This is a genomic window from Bradyrhizobium sp. DOA9, from assembly GCF_000617845.2.
Taxonomy (GTDB): domain Bacteria; phylum Pseudomonadota; class Alphaproteobacteria; order Rhizobiales; family Xanthobacteraceae; genus Bradyrhizobium.
In genome coordinates this window covers 6494314-6507394 of record NZ_DF820425.1, presented here as the reverse complement: position 1 = coordinate 6507394, position 13081 = coordinate 6494314, and the positions used below count along the sequence as shown (strand labels likewise).

At 65.8% G+C, this 13081-nt stretch carries 15 protein-coding genes and 1 pseudogene; 10 read left to right on the top strand and 6 right to left on the bottom strand.

Going from position 1 to position 13081, the window contains the following annotated elements; translation table 11 throughout:
• The first annotated feature begins 8 nt into the window (after window positions 1-8).
• From BDOA9_RS30695 to BDOA9_RS30680, 4 genes are read left to right on the top strand one after another with little or no spacing between them, the layout of a single operon-like run.
• Window positions 9-1115: an electron transfer flavoprotein subunit alpha/FixB family protein gene (locus BDOA9_RS30695; protein WP_025037778.1), complete on the top strand. Its 1107-nt coding sequence runs from the start codon at window positions 9-11 to the stop codon at window positions 1113-1115.
• A 16-nt stretch (window positions 1116-1131) separates the two neighbouring features.
• Window positions 1132-2439 carry an FAD-dependent oxidoreductase gene (locus BDOA9_RS30690; RefSeq protein WP_025037777.1) on the top strand — a complete coding sequence of 436 codons (1308 nt, stop codon included), beginning with the start codon at window positions 1132-1134 and terminating at the stop codon, window positions 2437-2439.
• A gap of 40 nt (window positions 2440-2479) precedes the next feature.
• Window positions 2480-2776 carry a ferredoxin family protein gene (locus BDOA9_RS30685; protein ID WP_025037776.1) on the top strand — a complete coding sequence of 99 codons (297 nt, stop codon included), beginning with the start codon at window positions 2480-2482 and terminating at the stop codon, window positions 2774-2776.
• A 3-nt stretch (window positions 2777-2779) separates the two neighbouring features.
• Window positions 2780-2986: a TOBE domain-containing protein gene (locus BDOA9_RS30680; RefSeq protein ID WP_025037775.1), complete on the top strand. Its 207-nt coding sequence runs from the start codon at window positions 2780-2782 to the stop codon at window positions 2984-2986.
• On the opposite strand, the gene BDOA9_RS40165 is transcribed toward BDOA9_RS30680, so the two are convergent.
• The 4 genes and pseudogenes from BDOA9_RS40165 to modA form a co-directional block, all read right to left on the bottom strand.
• Window positions 2960-3568, bottom strand: a complete 609-nt coding sequence (locus tag BDOA9_RS40165) for a DUF2478 domain-containing protein (RefSeq protein ID WP_210183855.1) — start codon at window positions 3566-3568, stop codon at window positions 2960-2962. The two genes, BDOA9_RS30680 and BDOA9_RS40165, sit on opposite strands and share 27 nt — an antisense overlap.
• A gap of 60 nt (window positions 3569-3628) precedes the next feature.
• Window positions 3629-4327, bottom strand: a pseudogene (gene modC, locus BDOA9_RS40160) (molybdenum ABC transporter ATP-binding protein); the annotation flags it as partial.
• Window positions 4324-5010, bottom strand: a complete 687-nt coding sequence (gene modB / locus BDOA9_RS30670) for a molybdate ABC transporter permease subunit (protein ID WP_025037773.1) — start codon at window positions 5008-5010, stop codon at window positions 4324-4326. The gene modB and the pseudogene modC, both read right to left, overlap by 4 nt.
• Before the next feature lie 5 nt (window positions 5011-5015).
• Window positions 5016-5768: a molybdate ABC transporter substrate-binding protein gene (gene modA / locus BDOA9_RS30665; protein WP_025037772.1), complete on the bottom strand. Its 753-nt coding sequence runs from the start codon at window positions 5766-5768 to the stop codon at window positions 5016-5018.
• Between the two features lie 235 nt (window positions 5769-6003).
• Between modA and modD the strand changes: the two genes are divergently transcribed.
• A complete protein-coding gene (modD, locus tag BDOA9_RS30660; RefSeq protein ID WP_025037771.1) occupies window positions 6004-6921 on the top strand; it encodes a ModD protein in 918 nt (305 codons plus the stop codon).
• A 19-nt stretch (window positions 6922-6940) separates the two neighbouring features.
• On the opposite strand, the gene BDOA9_RS30655 is transcribed toward modD, so the two are convergent.
• On the bottom strand, window positions 6941-7906 hold the full coding sequence (locus tag BDOA9_RS30655; RefSeq protein WP_152033543.1) for a DMT family transporter: 966 nt from the start codon (window positions 7904-7906) through the stop codon (window positions 6941-6943).
• 193 nt (window positions 7907-8099) lie between these two features.
• On the opposite strand from BDOA9_RS30655, the gene BDOA9_RS30650 reads away from it, so the two are divergent.
• A complete protein-coding gene (locus BDOA9_RS30650) occupies window positions 8100-8957 on the top strand; it encodes a glucose 1-dehydrogenase (protein ID WP_025037769.1) in 858 nt (285 codons plus the stop codon).
• A 69-nt stretch (window positions 8958-9026) separates the two neighbouring features.
• Here the strand turns inward: BDOA9_RS30650 and BDOA9_RS30645 are convergent, their stop codons facing one another.
• Entirely contained in the window at window positions 9027-9542 is a 516-nt protein-coding gene (locus tag BDOA9_RS30645) for a YciE/YciF ferroxidase family protein (RefSeq protein WP_025037768.1), read from the bottom strand.
• Between the two features lie 85 nt (window positions 9543-9627).
• On the opposite strand from BDOA9_RS30645, the gene BDOA9_RS30640 reads away from it, so the two are divergent.
• From BDOA9_RS30640 to BDOA9_RS30630, 4 genes are all read left to right on the top strand, one after another.
• Window positions 9628-9822: a hypothetical protein gene (locus BDOA9_RS30640; RefSeq protein ID WP_025037767.1), complete on the top strand. Its 195-nt coding sequence runs from the start codon at window positions 9628-9630 to the stop codon at window positions 9820-9822.
• Between the two features lie 132 nt (window positions 9823-9954).
• A complete protein-coding gene (locus tag BDOA9_RS39135; RefSeq protein ID WP_192859637.1) occupies window positions 9955-10128 on the top strand; it encodes a hypothetical protein in 174 nt (57 codons plus the stop codon).
• A 169-nt stretch (window positions 10129-10297) separates the two neighbouring features.
• Entirely contained in the window at window positions 10298-12619 is a 2322-nt protein-coding gene (locus BDOA9_RS30635; RefSeq protein WP_025037766.1) for a molybdopterin guanine dinucleotide-containing S/N-oxide reductase, read from the top strand.
• 20 nt (window positions 12620-12639) lie between these two features.
• On the top strand, window positions 12640-13062 hold the full coding sequence (locus BDOA9_RS30630; protein WP_025037765.1) for an OsmC family protein: 423 nt from the start codon (window positions 12640-12642) through the stop codon (window positions 13060-13062).
• Window positions 13063-13081 lie beyond the last annotated feature (19 nt).

The following is a 13081-nucleotide window of genomic DNA, read 5'->3' as shown; positions in this document are numbered from 1 at the left end:
CGAGCACCATGAGCACTGCACCGAAAACCGCCGCACAAGCCGCCGGCCGCGCAGCGACCAAGAAGGAGCTGCCCGAGCACTTCAAGGCCTACAAGCACGTCTGGGTCTTCATCGAGCAGGAGCGCGGCCAGGTTCATCCGGTCTCCTGGGAATTGATGGGCGCCGGCCGCAAGCTCGCCGACAAGCTCAAGGTCGATCTCGCCGCGGTCGTGATCGGCCCCGAAGGCGAGGCGACGCAGAGCGCCGCCGCGGAATCCTTCTGCTACGGCGCCGATCTCGTCTACATGGTTGCCGACGATCTGCTCACCGACTATCGCAACGAGTCCTACACCAAGGCGCTGACCGACGTCGTCAACACCTACAAGCCCGAGATCCTGCTGTTAGGGGCCACCACGCTCGGCCGCGATCTCGCGGGCTCGGTGGCGACGACCCTGCTCACCGGCCTCACCGCCGACTGCACCGAGCTCGACGTCGATGCCGACGGCTCACTCGCCGCGACGCGCCCGACCTTCGGCGGCTCGCTGCTCTGCACGATCTACACGCTGAACTACCGGCCGCAAATGGCAACGGTGCGTCCGCGCGTGATGCCGATGCCGGAACGCCTCGCGCGTCCGGTCGGCCGCATCGTCAGCCACCCGCTCGGTCTCGTCGAGGACGACATCGTGACCAAGGTGCTGTCGTTCCTGCCCGACCGCGATTCCGCCAAGTCCAATCTCGCCTATGCCGACGTTGTCGTCGCCGGCGGCTTGGGGCTCGGATCGCCCGAGAATTTCCAACTGGTGCGCCAGCTCGCCACGGTGCTGGGCGCCGAATACGGCTGCTCGCGGCCGCTGGTGCAGAAGGGCTGGGTCACCTCCGACCGGCAGATCGGCCAGACCGGCAAGACCATCCGGCCGAAGCTCTACATCGCCGCGGGCATCTCCGGCGCGATCCAGCATCGCGTCGGCGTCGAAGGTGCCGATCTGATCGTCGCCATCAACACCGACAGGAACGCGCCGATCTTCGACTTCGCGCATATGGGCATCGTCACCGACGCCATCCGGCTGCTTCCGGCGCTGACGGCGGCGTTCCGGGCCCGGCTGTCACCGCATTCACGCGACCGGATCGCGAGCTAGTGCAAGGAGAAGCGCCATGATCGAGGAGAAGTTCGATGCCATCGTCGTCGGCGCCGGCATGGCCGGCAACGCGGCGGCACTCACGCTGGCACAGCGCGGCCTGAAGGTGCTGCAGCTCGAGCGCGGCGAGTATTCCGGCTCGAAGAACGTGCAGGGCGCGATCCTCTATGCCGACATGCTGGAGAAGCTGATCCCGGATTTCCGCGAGGACGCGCCGCTGGAGCGGCATCTGGTCGAGCAGCGCTTCTGGATGATGGACGACCGCTCGCACACCGGCCTGCACTATCGTTCCGACGACTTCAACGAAGAGAAGCCGAACCGCTACACCATCATCCGCGCGCAATTCGACAAATGGTTCTCGCAGAAGGTCCGCGAGGCCGGCGCCACCGTGCTGTGCGAGACGACGGTGACCGAGCTCGCGCAGGACGCCTATGGCAAGGTGATCGGCGTGCGCACCGACCGCGCGGATGGCGAGATTCATGCCGACGTGGTCGTGCTGGCGGAAGGCGTCAACGGCCTGCTCGGCACGCGGGCCGGCCTGCGCCAGCGGCCGACGCCGGACAAGGTCGCGCTCGCGGTGAAGGAGATGCATTTCCTGCCGCGCGAGACCATCGAGGCCCGCTTCAATCTCCGCGGCGACGAGGGCATGGTGATCGAGGCCGCCGGCACCATCTCCCGCGGCATGACGGGCATGGGCTTCATCTACGCCAACAAGGAGTGCATCTCGCTCGGCATTGGCTGCCTCGTCGCCGACTTCCAGCGCACCGGCGAGACGCCGTACGGCCTGCTCGATCGCTTCAAGCGGCATCCCTCCGTGGCACCGCTGATCGAGGGCTCCGAGGTGAAGGAATATGCCGCGCACCTCATTCCCGAGGGCGGCTTCAAGGCAATCCCGCAGCTCTACGGCGAGGGCTGGGTCGTGGTCGGCGACGCTGCCCAGCTCAACAACGCCATCCATCGTGAAGGCTCGAACCTGGCGATGACGTCGGGCCGCATCGCGGCGGAAGCGATCTTCCAGGTCAAGTCGCGCAAGGATCCGATGACGGCGGAGAACCTGTCGCTCTACAAGAAGATGCTGGACGAGTCCTTCGTCATCAAGGATCTGAAGAAGTACAAGGACATGCCGGCACTGATGCACACCCAGTCGCAGAACTTCTTCCTGACCTATCCGGAGCTGGTCTCCAAGGCGATGCAGAACTTCCTGCGCGTCGACGGCACGCCGAAGGTCGAGAAGGAAAAGACGACGTTCAAATCGTTCATCAAGGCGCGGTCGTGGAGCGGATTGTTCGGCGATGCCTTCCGCCTCGCGCGCGCCTGGCGCTGATCACAAGGAAACGCAACACTGGCGATGGAGACTTAAGGCCATGTCGATCGAGCCATCCGTACGTGTCGAGGACAAGCTGTTCTACAACCGCTATCTGGTCGATGCCGGCCGCGCCCATATCAAGGTGCGGCCGCATACGACGCCGTCGCCCGAGCTGCTCAGCATGCTCAAGGCCTGCCCGGCGCGCTGCTACGAGCTCAACGACAAGGGCCAGGTCGAGATCACCGTCGACGGCTGCATCGAATGCGGGACATGCCGCGTGATCTGCGAGGGGAGCGGCGACATCGAGTGGAGCTATCCCCGCGGCGGTTACGGCGTGCTGTTCAAGTTCGGCTGATCCATGAAGCTCAGCGCCCGCAACATTCTCCCGGGGCGGATCGTTGCTGTCACCAAGGGAACGACGACGGCCCATGTGAAGATCGAGCTCGCGCCAGGATTGGTGGTGTTTTCCGCGATCACCAACGAGGCGGTGGACGACCTTGCCTTGCAAGTCGGCGATACCGTCTCGGCCGTGATCAAGTCATCCGACGTGATGATCGGCAAGTAACGCAGCAGGTGCATCGGCGGGCGGCCGCGCTGCGCGGGCCCGCTTGATGCGCGACGACAGATCCAGCCACCAGCCTTCGATCGCACCTCGCTCGCACAGGAGGGTGGTGCCGATGCCGCCGGTAAAATCGTTCCAGGCGTCCAGGCATTTTTCGGGAACGGCCGTGAGCACGGGGATGCCGGCGGCGATGGCGTCGGCCAGCTCGTCGCGCAGGCCGCCGCCGGCGGCCTCCTGCTTGGAGAACTTGTTGATCACGACGAGATCGACGTCGGCCGCGATTGCGCGCGTGACGGCAACGGCCGCCTCGGCCAGCCCCGCTGCGTCGAGCTTGCAAGCCATCGCACCCGAGCCGAGCGGTTGGCAGATCGAAATCTCGCGGCCCGTCATGAGGTCGATCGCCTCCATGCCGACCTGGCAGCCGGCGCCGTCCTTGAGGTTGCGCTGGACGACGCCGCCGATCCGTTCGCCCGATCGGACCAGCGTCTCGGCGACGGCGGCGAGCAGAGCATCGACGTCGTCCTGCGAGCGGTAAAGAATTGCGGCGACGCGGTTCGGGTCGATGTCGTGGAAGTCGATCGGCATGGAAGTCATCCTCGTCCGGTGTCCTACGCTGTTCCGTCGCGGCGGGCAATCGCCATGCCGATCGCGGCGCCCGGCCAGCGGTATCGGGTGGAGGTTATGCAGCGGGCCGGAGCCAACAACGCGGCCGCGCTCCATCAGCACAAGATGATCGGCGAAGCGCTCGATCTCGGCCATGTCGTGGCTGATATAGAGGACCGGCAGCGACAGCGTCTCGTGCAACCGCTCCAGGAAGGGCAGGATCTCGTCCTTGGTGCTGCGGTCGAGCGCGGCCAGCGGCTCGTCCATCAGCAGAAGTTTCGGCCGCGACAGCAGGGCACGGCCGATCGCGACACGCTGCCGCTCGCCGCCGGAGAGGCGTCGGGGCGAGCGGTCGAGCAGTGCGGCAAGGCCGAGCAGCTCCACGACCTCGTCGAAGGCAATCTGCGCGCGTGCCACCTGCCGCGCGCCGAACAGCAGATTGCGCCGCACCGAAAGATGCGGAAACAGGCTGGCTTCCTGGAAGACGTAGCCGATCGGCCGCTGGTAGACGGGACGAAACGACGAACCGTCCTGCCAGATGTCACCATCCACCGCGCAAAATCCGCCCGTCATGCGCTGCAGGCCGGCGACACAGCGCGCCACACTGGTCTTGCCGCAACCCGAAGGACCAAAGACCGCGGTGACGCCGGTCGCGGGCAGGCTGAGCTCGACGTCCAGCGCAAAATTGCCGAGCCTGCCGCGGAAGGCCGCGTTGATGCGGCCGGGTTCGGCTGTTCTCATGCCGCGGCCCTCGCGGCACGCTTGTCGACCAGCGTCATGGTGAGGATCACGGCGAAGGCGAAGATCACCATGAGGCCTGCGAGCATGCTCGCCTCGCGCCAGCGCGAGGTCTCGACATAGTCGAACAGCGCGACCGACAGTACCTTGGTGCGCCCTGGAATGTTGCCGCCGATCATCAGCACGAGGCCGAACTCGCCGACGGTATGCGCGAAGCCGAGCACCGCACCGGTCAGGAAGCCTGGCCGTGCCAGCGGCACGGCGACGGTCCAGAACGTGCGCAAGGGTGAGGCGCGCAAGGTGGCGGCCACCTCGAGCGGCCGCTCGCCCATCGCGGCAAAGGCGTTCCGGATCGGCTGCACCACGAAGGGCATCGAATACACCACCGAGCCGATGACCAGGCCTTCGAACGTGAAGGCGAGCGTGCGCCCGCCCCATAAGCTTGCGATCCATCCGCCGGGTCCGTCGGGACCGAGCAGCACCAGCAAATAAAAGCCGAGCACGGTCGGCGGCAGCACCAGCGGCAACGCGACCACACTGGCGATGATCTCGGTCCACCAACCCTTCGCGTGGGCCAGCCACCAGGCCAGCGGCGTCGCCAGCACCAGCAGGATCGCGGTCGAGATCGCGGCGAGCTCGATCGTGAGCAGTACCGACTGGCGAATCTCCGCTGACCAGATCTCCATGCGCGTCAGCTCTGCCCGTCCAGCACGTAGCCGTACTTCTCGATGATGGCGCGCGCCTCAGGTCCCCTGAGGAAGGCGATGAAGGCGCGCGCGGCCTCGTTCCCGGCCCCCGTCTTCAGCAGAACCGCGTCCTGCCGGATCGGGTTATAGAGTGCCTGCGGCACCACCCAGCGCGAGCCGGCCTCGCTGCCGGTCAATTGCGACAGCGCGACAAAGCCGATCTCTGCATTCCCCGTCTCGACGAATTGATAGGCCTGGGTGATGGTCGCACCCTCCACCAGCTTCGGCTTCAGCGTATCGTAGAGGCCCAATGACTTCATGGTTTCCACGGCGGCGAGACCGTAGGGCGCGGCGGCGGGATTGCAGATCGAGAGCTTTGCAAAGGTCGCGACCTTCAGCGTCTCCTCGCCCGTCACGAGTCCCGGCGACTTGCTCCACAGCACGAGCTTGCCGATCGCGTAGGTGAAGCGGCTGTCTGCCAGCGCAAGGCCGTCCTCGACGAGCTTCTTCGGCCGTGAATCGTCGGCGGACAGGAGCACCTGGAACGGCGCGCCCTGCGTGATCTGGGTGTAGAACTGTCCGCTCGCCCCGAAGCTCAGCACCGCTTCGTGTCCGGTCTTCAGCTTGAAGGCGGCGGCGATCTCCTTTGCGGCGTCAGTGAAATTGGCGGCGACGGCAACGTTGGTCTGCGCGGCCCGCGCAGATGCGCATGCCAGCAACAAGCCTGCGGCAAGGGCGATCGAGCGAAGCGGCTTCATGATGAACTCCAGCGGACGGCAATGGCTTCCACGCAGCGCGATGCTGCAAGGCGCCGGCGAGAAGGGTCTCAGCAATCGGCGTGCCGGACGAGCCGGCGGCAAGCTGGTGCGCGCCTTGCAGGAACGGCGTCAAAAGCTACGGGCTTCCCGCCGCTCGCGGCGGCGGGGCCGGCGATCCGTGTCGGAAGTCCGACAATGTCGTCGGCAAGCCGACACCAATGAAGGGAAGCACGACATGGCGACCGTCGCATCGCGCGCCGAGCTCGAACGCCTGCTGGAGGACGACGTCCCTTACGGCGATCTCACCACCGAAGCGCTCGGGATCGGCGGGGCCATCGGCGTCATGCAATTCACCGCGCGCGCGCCGATGGTGCTGGCGCTCGCCGAGGATGCCGCCGAGATCATCGCGCTCGCCGGCTGCGAAGTGGAGCTGTTCGCCGCATCCGGTGCGATGCTGGAGCAGGGCGCCCCGATCCTTCAGGCGCGCGGCCCGGCCGCAGGCCTGCTGCGGAGCTGGAAGGTGGCGCAGACCTTGGTCGAGATCTGGTCGGGCGTCGCCAGCGAGACCCGCGCCATCGTCGAGGCGGCGCGGGCGGTCGTGCCTGTTATCCCGGTCGCCTGCACGCGCAAGAACGTGCCGGGCACCAAGCGCTTTGCGGTGGCGGCCGTGAAGGCGGGTGGCGCCGTGATGCACCGGCTCGGCCTGTCCGAGACCGTGCTGGTGTTTCCCGAGCACCGCGCGTTTCTGGGCGAGCTGCCGCTGTTTCAGGCGGTCGAGCGATTGCGCCGGGCGGCGTCGGAGAAGAAGCTCGTGATCGAGGTGAAGACCGCCGATGCCGCGCTTGCCGCGGCCGTCGCCGGCTTCGACGTGATCCAGGCCGAGAAGTTCTCGCCAGCCGAGATCGCTGCGCTGGTCAAGCGCATGGCATCGATGGCCTATACGCGCGCTCGTCCGATCATCGCCGCGGCTGGCGGCGTCAACGCGGCAAATGCCGCGGCCTATGCGGCAGCCGGCGCCGATGTCCTGGTCACGTCCGCGCCCTATCTGGCAAAGCCCAGGGACGTGCAGGTGCAGATTGCGGCGGCCGACGACGGCAGATGTAGCGCGCGGCTTGGTCCGAGGAAGGACGCAATCGCTCCGGCATTGACGTAGCTGGAGCAGATCTCCCGCGCTATTTGGATGGGCTCCTGGTTTCGGACTGGCCTCCGAGGAGCAGAATGAGCCCGGCGGTGACGATCGCGATGCCGATCCACTCGATGGTTGTTGGAACCTCGCCAAGTATCGGTATCGCCAACAGCGTTGCACTTGCAGGCACCGCCGCAGCCAGGCCGGCCGAGGGCGTAGGCCCGAGAATTCTCACGGAAATTGAGAACAGGATGACCGCCAGGAAGCCGGGGCCCAAGCCCTGGAAGGCGGCCTGAAGCAATATCGTCGACCACCGCGCATCCTGCATGGTGGAAGGAAGAAAGAAAAACCAGACCGGCAGGAAAAGCAGCGCGTTCGGCACGCTGACCAGGACCAGCGCCTGGCGCGCCTCGACCTGCCAGTGCTTGACGCCCACAAAGTAGATCGAGAGCACAGCTGACGCTGCGAGGAGGAACCCGATGGCCGATCCCACGCTGTTGCCGCCGGCGCGCATGCCCGGAATAGCAACGAGCACCGCCCCGACGAGCAGGATGAGAACTGCAATGAGCTGCCGCCAGGACGGCACGCGCCGTGCGAAAATCAACCCCAGCAGAATGGTGAAGATCGGCAGCGAGCCGTTGGCGAATGCTCCTCCGTAGGCTGCCGATGACCCCTTCAATCCAAAGTACATCAAAACGTTGTAGACTACGCCGGGCCCAAAAATCGACATCGACAGGATTGCGTGTAGCGGCAGGTGGCGCGGCCACCAGGCCTTGGCGAACGGAAGAACCAGGGCGCCGGTGACCAGGAAGCGAAGTGCGGTCAAATCGAAGGGTGTCAGGCCGGATTGCATGCCGGCCCTCGAGAAGACGAGAAAGCCGGACCAGATGCAGAACACGCCGGCTGCGCTCAGGAGTCCGAAAATCCGCTCGTTCGATTTGCCTGCAGGTGTCAAGCCGGTGTCCGATTGCTTGAGAAATCTTGGCGCACTCAAAACACCTGCGAGTTTCAAGATGCTCTCCGCAACATGGTCCTCAAAGGCGACGCCATGGTGAGCGATCTCCGGGAGTTTTTCCAGCCGAGAGTTCCGCAAGCCGCTGTAATCGGATCTCTGGGGCTGACGGCCACGCTGTGCGATGACGGAATCAACGCCAGGAACACTTTCGGCGGCGCTCCGTTAGCGCAGCAAACGCCGGGAGTTGTCCATGACCGATTATCCAAAGCCGCCTTATCCTGCGCAGCAGCAGCCGATGCCGGGCTCGACGCGGGCGATGCAGCCGCGCCCCGATCACGGCGAGGAGAGCTACAAGGGTGCCGGCCGCCTGGCTGGAAGGAAGGCCATCATCACGGGCGGCGACAGCGGCATCGGCCGCGCGGTGGCGATCGCCTATGCGCGTGAAGGCGCGGACATCGTCATCTCCTATCTGAACGAGGACGAGGATGCGGCCGAGGTCAAGGCACTGGTGGAGCGGGAGGGACGCAAGGCCGTCCTGATCCCGGGCGACATCAGCAATCCCGAGCACTGTCGCGCCATCGTGCGTCGCACCGTCGAGGAGCTCGGCGGCATCGACATCCTCGTCAACAACGCCGCCCATCAGGCGACGTTCAAGGACATCGCCGACATCAGCGACGACGAATGGCGGCGGACGTTCGAGATCAACATCCACGCCATGTTCTATCTGGCCAAGGCTGCCGTTGCCCACATGAAGCCGGGATCCGCGATCATCAACACGGCCTCGGTCAATTCCGACATGCCGAACCCGAGCCTTTTGGCTTACGCCACGACCAAGGGCGCCATCCAGAATTTCACCGGCGGGCTCGCGCAGATGCTGGCCGAGAAGGGCATCCGGGTCAATGCGGTGGCGCCGGGGCCGATCTGGACGCCGCTAATTCCCTCGACCATGTCGGAGGAAAGGGTCAAGAACTTCGGCAAGCAGGTGCCGATGCAGCGCGCGGGCCAGCCGGCTGAGCTCGCGACGGCCTATGTCATGCTGGCCGATCCGCTCTCGAGCTACACCTCGGGGGCGACGGTGCCGGTCACCGGCGGCAAGCCGTTCATCTGATCCGACGTATCTGTTCGCGGCGGAGATGACGATGGCCGCGCCGCGGCGCCGCCATCGTCTTTGCCGCGATCACGCGGCGCTGGACGCCTTGGCGTTGACGCCCTTGCGAAGGGCCACCGTGTTCAACTTGGTATTGGCGGCCTTCTCTTCGTTCAGATTGGTGGTGAGGAAGCGCACGATATCGTCGTGGCCGAGCTCTTCCGCCCAGGCGATCAGCGTGCCGTACCGGCACATTTCATAATGCTCCACCGCCTGTGCGTTGGCGACGATCGCAGCGTCCAGCACGGCCTTGTCCTCGATCTCGCCGGCGGTCTCGTCGGCTTCCTTGATCAGGCCGTCGATCGCCGGACAATGCGTGTCGCTCGGCTCCTTGCCGAGCTTGGCAAAGACCTTGTGGAGGCGCTCGACCTGCTTGTTGGTCTCTTCCAGATGCGCCTTCAGCCCGCCGACGAGATCCCTGTTGGTGGCCTTGTCGATCATCTTCGGCAGCGCCTTCAGGATCTGCTGTTCCGCGTAATAGATGTCCTGCAGCCCGTGCAGCAGCAGGTCTTCCATCGATTTGATGTCCTTGGTGAAGAATCCCATAAAAGACGCCTCCTTTTCACAATGATGGCATTGGAACGCGGAGCGGCCGCCGCTGTTCCATTCGTGTGCAGATCGGGAGAGCCGGATGAACGATGGCGTGGATCATTTTGCGGGCCTGCTCGGACGTGCGGCGATGGAGGTGTGGGGCGACATGCCTCGCGACATCCAGGAGGCGCTGTTCGAGACCGCGATGAAGGGCCGCGACACTGAGCGTGAGGAGTTGGCGCGATTGCTGCATGAGTGGCATCCGCGCACGCTGCATCCGGCCCGGCCGGGCTGACGCAGCGGCCGGGAACGATCATGCGAGCTTCTGATTGGTGAATCGGGTGGCGCGCGACACGAGCTCCAAAGAGGACCGCGCGGCGCGCCTCGCCCGAGCCCGTCAATCTGTGAGTCGACCGACGTGACTGAGATGAATATCGGCAAATGGTACGACCCGATTTCGGAGCGGTGGATCGTGCCTCGCCCACCCCACACCATCGCCGCGTTCGGTCAATCGAACGCCGAGAAGGTGTCGGAGGCGAACAGGAGAGAAGAGACGCAGCGGATCTGGAATCTGCTGGTCGATTGCTGCGCACGCGGATGATGCAGCGTCGGCGCCAGTATGCGCCCGATGACGCTCGGGAGTGTCAACAGCCCTGAGGCTGGCTTTGCGCGGGGCAGGTCAGCGTTCCCGTCAACCCTGATCTCGACGACGTCCGGAGCGGATCGGTATATTACCACCGACACCGACGCCGCCGGAACAAGGATCAGAGATGGACGATACGATTGGCTTCCCCGACCCCGGTCTTGACCTGTCGGACGGCTTCAAGCCGCACACCTCGCATTGGGGCGTGTTCTCCGCGCGTCAGGGCGCGGCCGGGCTGGAGGTCAGGGCCTATGCCGGCGATCCCGATCCGAACGGCATCATCGACAATTTTCCCGGCGCGCTCCGCCATCAGGCGCGCATCGCCCAGCCGGCCATCCGCCGCGGCTGGCTCGAGCGCGGGCCGGGCCCCGATAACAGGCGCGGCCGCGACGAGTTCGTCTCCGTCAGCTGGGAGAAGGCGCTCGATCTCCTCGGCGACGAGCTCGGCCGTATCCGCGACACGCGCGGACCCGGGGCCGTGTTCGGCGGCTCCTATGGCTGGTCGAGCGCCGGGCGCTTCCATCATGCCCAGAGCCAGGTGCATCGCTTCCTCAATATCGCGATGGGCGGCTATGTGCGCTCGGTCAACAGCTATTCCTCGGGTGCGTCCTCGGTGCTGCTGCCGCAGATCCTGGCCGGCTACGAGGATATCACCAAGCGCAACGTCACCTGGGAGCAGATTGCGGCCGAAACGGACATCGTGCTGGCGTTCGGCGGCATGGCATTGAAGAACTCCATGGTGGCGGGCGGCTCGATCAGCAAGCATGTCGAGCGCGGCGCCATGGCGGCGGCGCGGGCGCGCGGCTGCGAGTTCATCCTGGTCGGCCCGCTGCGCGACGATCTGCCGGTCGAGGCCGCCGCCGAATGGATGGCTTGCGTGCCCGGCACCGACACTGCCTTGATGCTCGGCATCGTCCATACGCTGGTCAGTGAGAAGCTGCACGACCAGGCCTTCCTCGACCGCTACACCGAGGGCTGGCCGATCTTCCTGCGCTATCTCACCGGCGAGAGCGACGGGCAAGACAAGCACGCCGAATGGGCCGCCGCGATCTGCGGCATCCCGGCGGATGCGATCCGCAAGCTGGCGCGGCGCCTTGCCGGAAAGCGCGCGCTCATCACCGTCTCCCATTCGCTGCAGCGTGCCGAGCATGGCGAGCAGCCGGTGTGGATGGGCATGGTGCTCGCGGCGGCCCTCGGCCAGATCGGCCTTCCCGGCGGCGGCTACGCCTATTCGCTGGGGGCGATCGGCTATTACGGCCGCCGCGTCAACGACGTGCCGGGACCGACGCTGGGGCAGGGCCGCAACGGCGTCGCCGATTTCATTCCGGTGGCGCGCATCGCCGACATGCTGCTCAATCCCGGCACCACCTATCGCTACAACGGCGAGACGCGCACCTATCCGGACATTCGTCTGGTCTATTGGGCCGGCGGCAATCCCTTCCATCACCATCAGGACATCAATCGCCTGCGCAAGGCCTTCGCGAAGCTGGACACGCTGGTCGTGCACGAGCTCGCCTGGACCGCCACCGCCCGCCACGCCGACATCGTGCTGCCCGCGACGATGACGCTGGAGCGCGAGGATATCGGTTATTCCACCAACGATCCGCTGATGGTCGCGATGCACCGGATCGCCGAGCCGTTCGGGCTGGCGCGCGACGATTACGACATCTTCGCCGATCTCGCCGAACGTCTCGGGGCGCGCGAGCCGTTCACCGAAGGGCGCACGTCGCGGCAATGGCTGGAGCATCTCTACGAGCCGACCCGCGCCTCGCTGGCCAAGCGCGGCCTCGAAGCCCCAAGCTTCGACGAGTTCTGGGCGCGCGGCAGCCTGGTCGTGCCGCAGCAGCCCGACGACGGCGGCCGGCTGCGTCGCTTCCGCGAGGATCCCGTCAATCACGCCTTGCCGACGCCGAGCGGACGGATCGAGATCTTCTCGGCGAAGATCGCAAGCCACGGCGATGCGGATTGTCCGGGCCATCCGGTCTGGCTCGACAAGACCGATATTCCCAGGCCTGGGGCACCATGCTTCCTCGTCGCCAACCAGCCGGTGACGCGCCTGCACAGCCAGCTCGATTTCGGCGGACATTCGCTCTCCGCAAAACATCGCGGACGCGAGGTTGCGCGGATGAATCCGGTCGATGCACAGGCGCGCGGCATCAAGGACGGCGACATCATCCGCCTGTTCAACGCGCGCGGCGCGTGCCTCGCCGCGGTCCACGTCACCGACGGCATCGTATCAGGCGTGGTTCAGCTGCCGACCGGCGCCTGGTACGATCCGATGGATCCAGAAGACGAGGCGCCGCTGTGCGTTCACGGCAATCCGAACGTGCTGACCCGCGACGTCGGCACCTCGTCCCTGGCGCAGGGCTGCACCGGCCAGCTGACAACCGTCGAGGTGGAGAAGTTCAGCGCCAATCTGCCGCCGATCCGCGCGTTCGATCCAGTTTAGGCAAGCAAGGAGACCGTTAGATGATCCGCAAGGCAACAGCAGTCTGGAAGGGCACCGGTCGCGATGGCACGGGCCAGCTCTCGAGCGAATCCGGCGTGCTTGCCGGGACGCCCTATTCGTTCAAGACCCGCTTCGAGAACGAGAAGGGCACCAATCCCGAAGAGTTGATCGCCGCAGCCCATGCCGGCTGTTTCACCATGGCGCTCGCCTTCGGCCTGCAGATGGCGGGCTTCACGCCGGACGAGCTCTCGACCGAAGCCGCCGTCACGCTCGAGCCCGAAGGCAAGGGTTTCAAGATCAGCAAATCCGCCCTGACCCTGCGGGCAAAGGTGCCTGGTCTCGACGATGCCGGCTTCGCCCGGCTCGCCGGCGAAGCCGAAAAGAACTGCCCGGTGTCGAAGGTGCTCAACGCCGCCATCACGCTCGACGCCAAGCTGGTCTAGGGCGATGGAATGAATCCTT

Bases quoted from the DNA above. Each gene is read 5' to 3' on its own strand.
- BDOA9_RS30695 (WP_025037778.1), top strand. From the start codon at position 9: ATGAGCACTGCACCGAAAACCGCCGCACAAGCCGCCGGCCGCGCAGCG.
- BDOA9_RS30690 (WP_025037777.1), top strand. From the start codon at position 1,132: ATGATCGAGGAGAAGTTCGATGCCATCGTCGTCGGCGCCGGCATGGCC.
- BDOA9_RS30685 (WP_025037776.1), top strand. From the start codon at position 2,480: ATGTCGATCGAGCCATCCGTACGTGTCGAGGACAAGCTGTTCTACAAC.
- BDOA9_RS30680 (WP_025037775.1), top strand. From the start codon at position 2,780: ATGAAGCTCAGCGCCCGCAACATTCTCCCGGGGCGGATCGTTGCTGTC.
- BDOA9_RS40165 (WP_210183855.1), bottom strand. From the start codon at position 3,568: ATGCCGATCGACTTCCACGACATCGACCCGAACCGCGTCGCCGCAATT.
- modB (WP_025037773.1), bottom strand. From the start codon at position 5,010: ATGGAGATCTGGTCAGCGGAGATTCGCCAGTCGGTACTGCTCACGATC.
- modA (WP_025037772.1), bottom strand. From the start codon at position 5,768: ATGAAGCCGCTTCGCTCGATCGCCCTTGCCGCAGGCTTGTTGCTGGCA.
- modD (WP_025037771.1), top strand. From the start codon at position 6,004: ATGGCGACCGTCGCATCGCGCGCCGAGCTCGAACGCCTGCTGGAGGAC.
- BDOA9_RS30650 (WP_025037769.1), top strand. From the start codon at position 8,100: ATGACCGATTATCCAAAGCCGCCTTATCCTGCGCAGCAGCAGCCGATG.
- BDOA9_RS30645 (WP_025037768.1), bottom strand. From the start codon at position 9,542: ATGGGATTCTTCACCAAGGACATCAAATCGATGGAAGACCTGCTGCTG.
- BDOA9_RS30640 (WP_025037767.1), top strand. From the start codon at position 9,628: ATGAACGATGGCGTGGATCATTTTGCGGGCCTGCTCGGACGTGCGGCG.
- BDOA9_RS39135 (WP_192859637.1), top strand. From the start codon at position 9,955: ATGAATATCGGCAAATGGTACGACCCGATTTCGGAGCGGTGGATCGTG.
- BDOA9_RS30635 (WP_025037766.1), top strand. From the start codon at position 10,298: ATGGACGATACGATTGGCTTCCCCGACCCCGGTCTTGACCTGTCGGAC.
- BDOA9_RS30630 (WP_025037765.1), top strand. From the start codon at position 12,640: ATGATCCGCAAGGCAACAGCAGTCTGGAAGGGCACCGGTCGCGATGGC.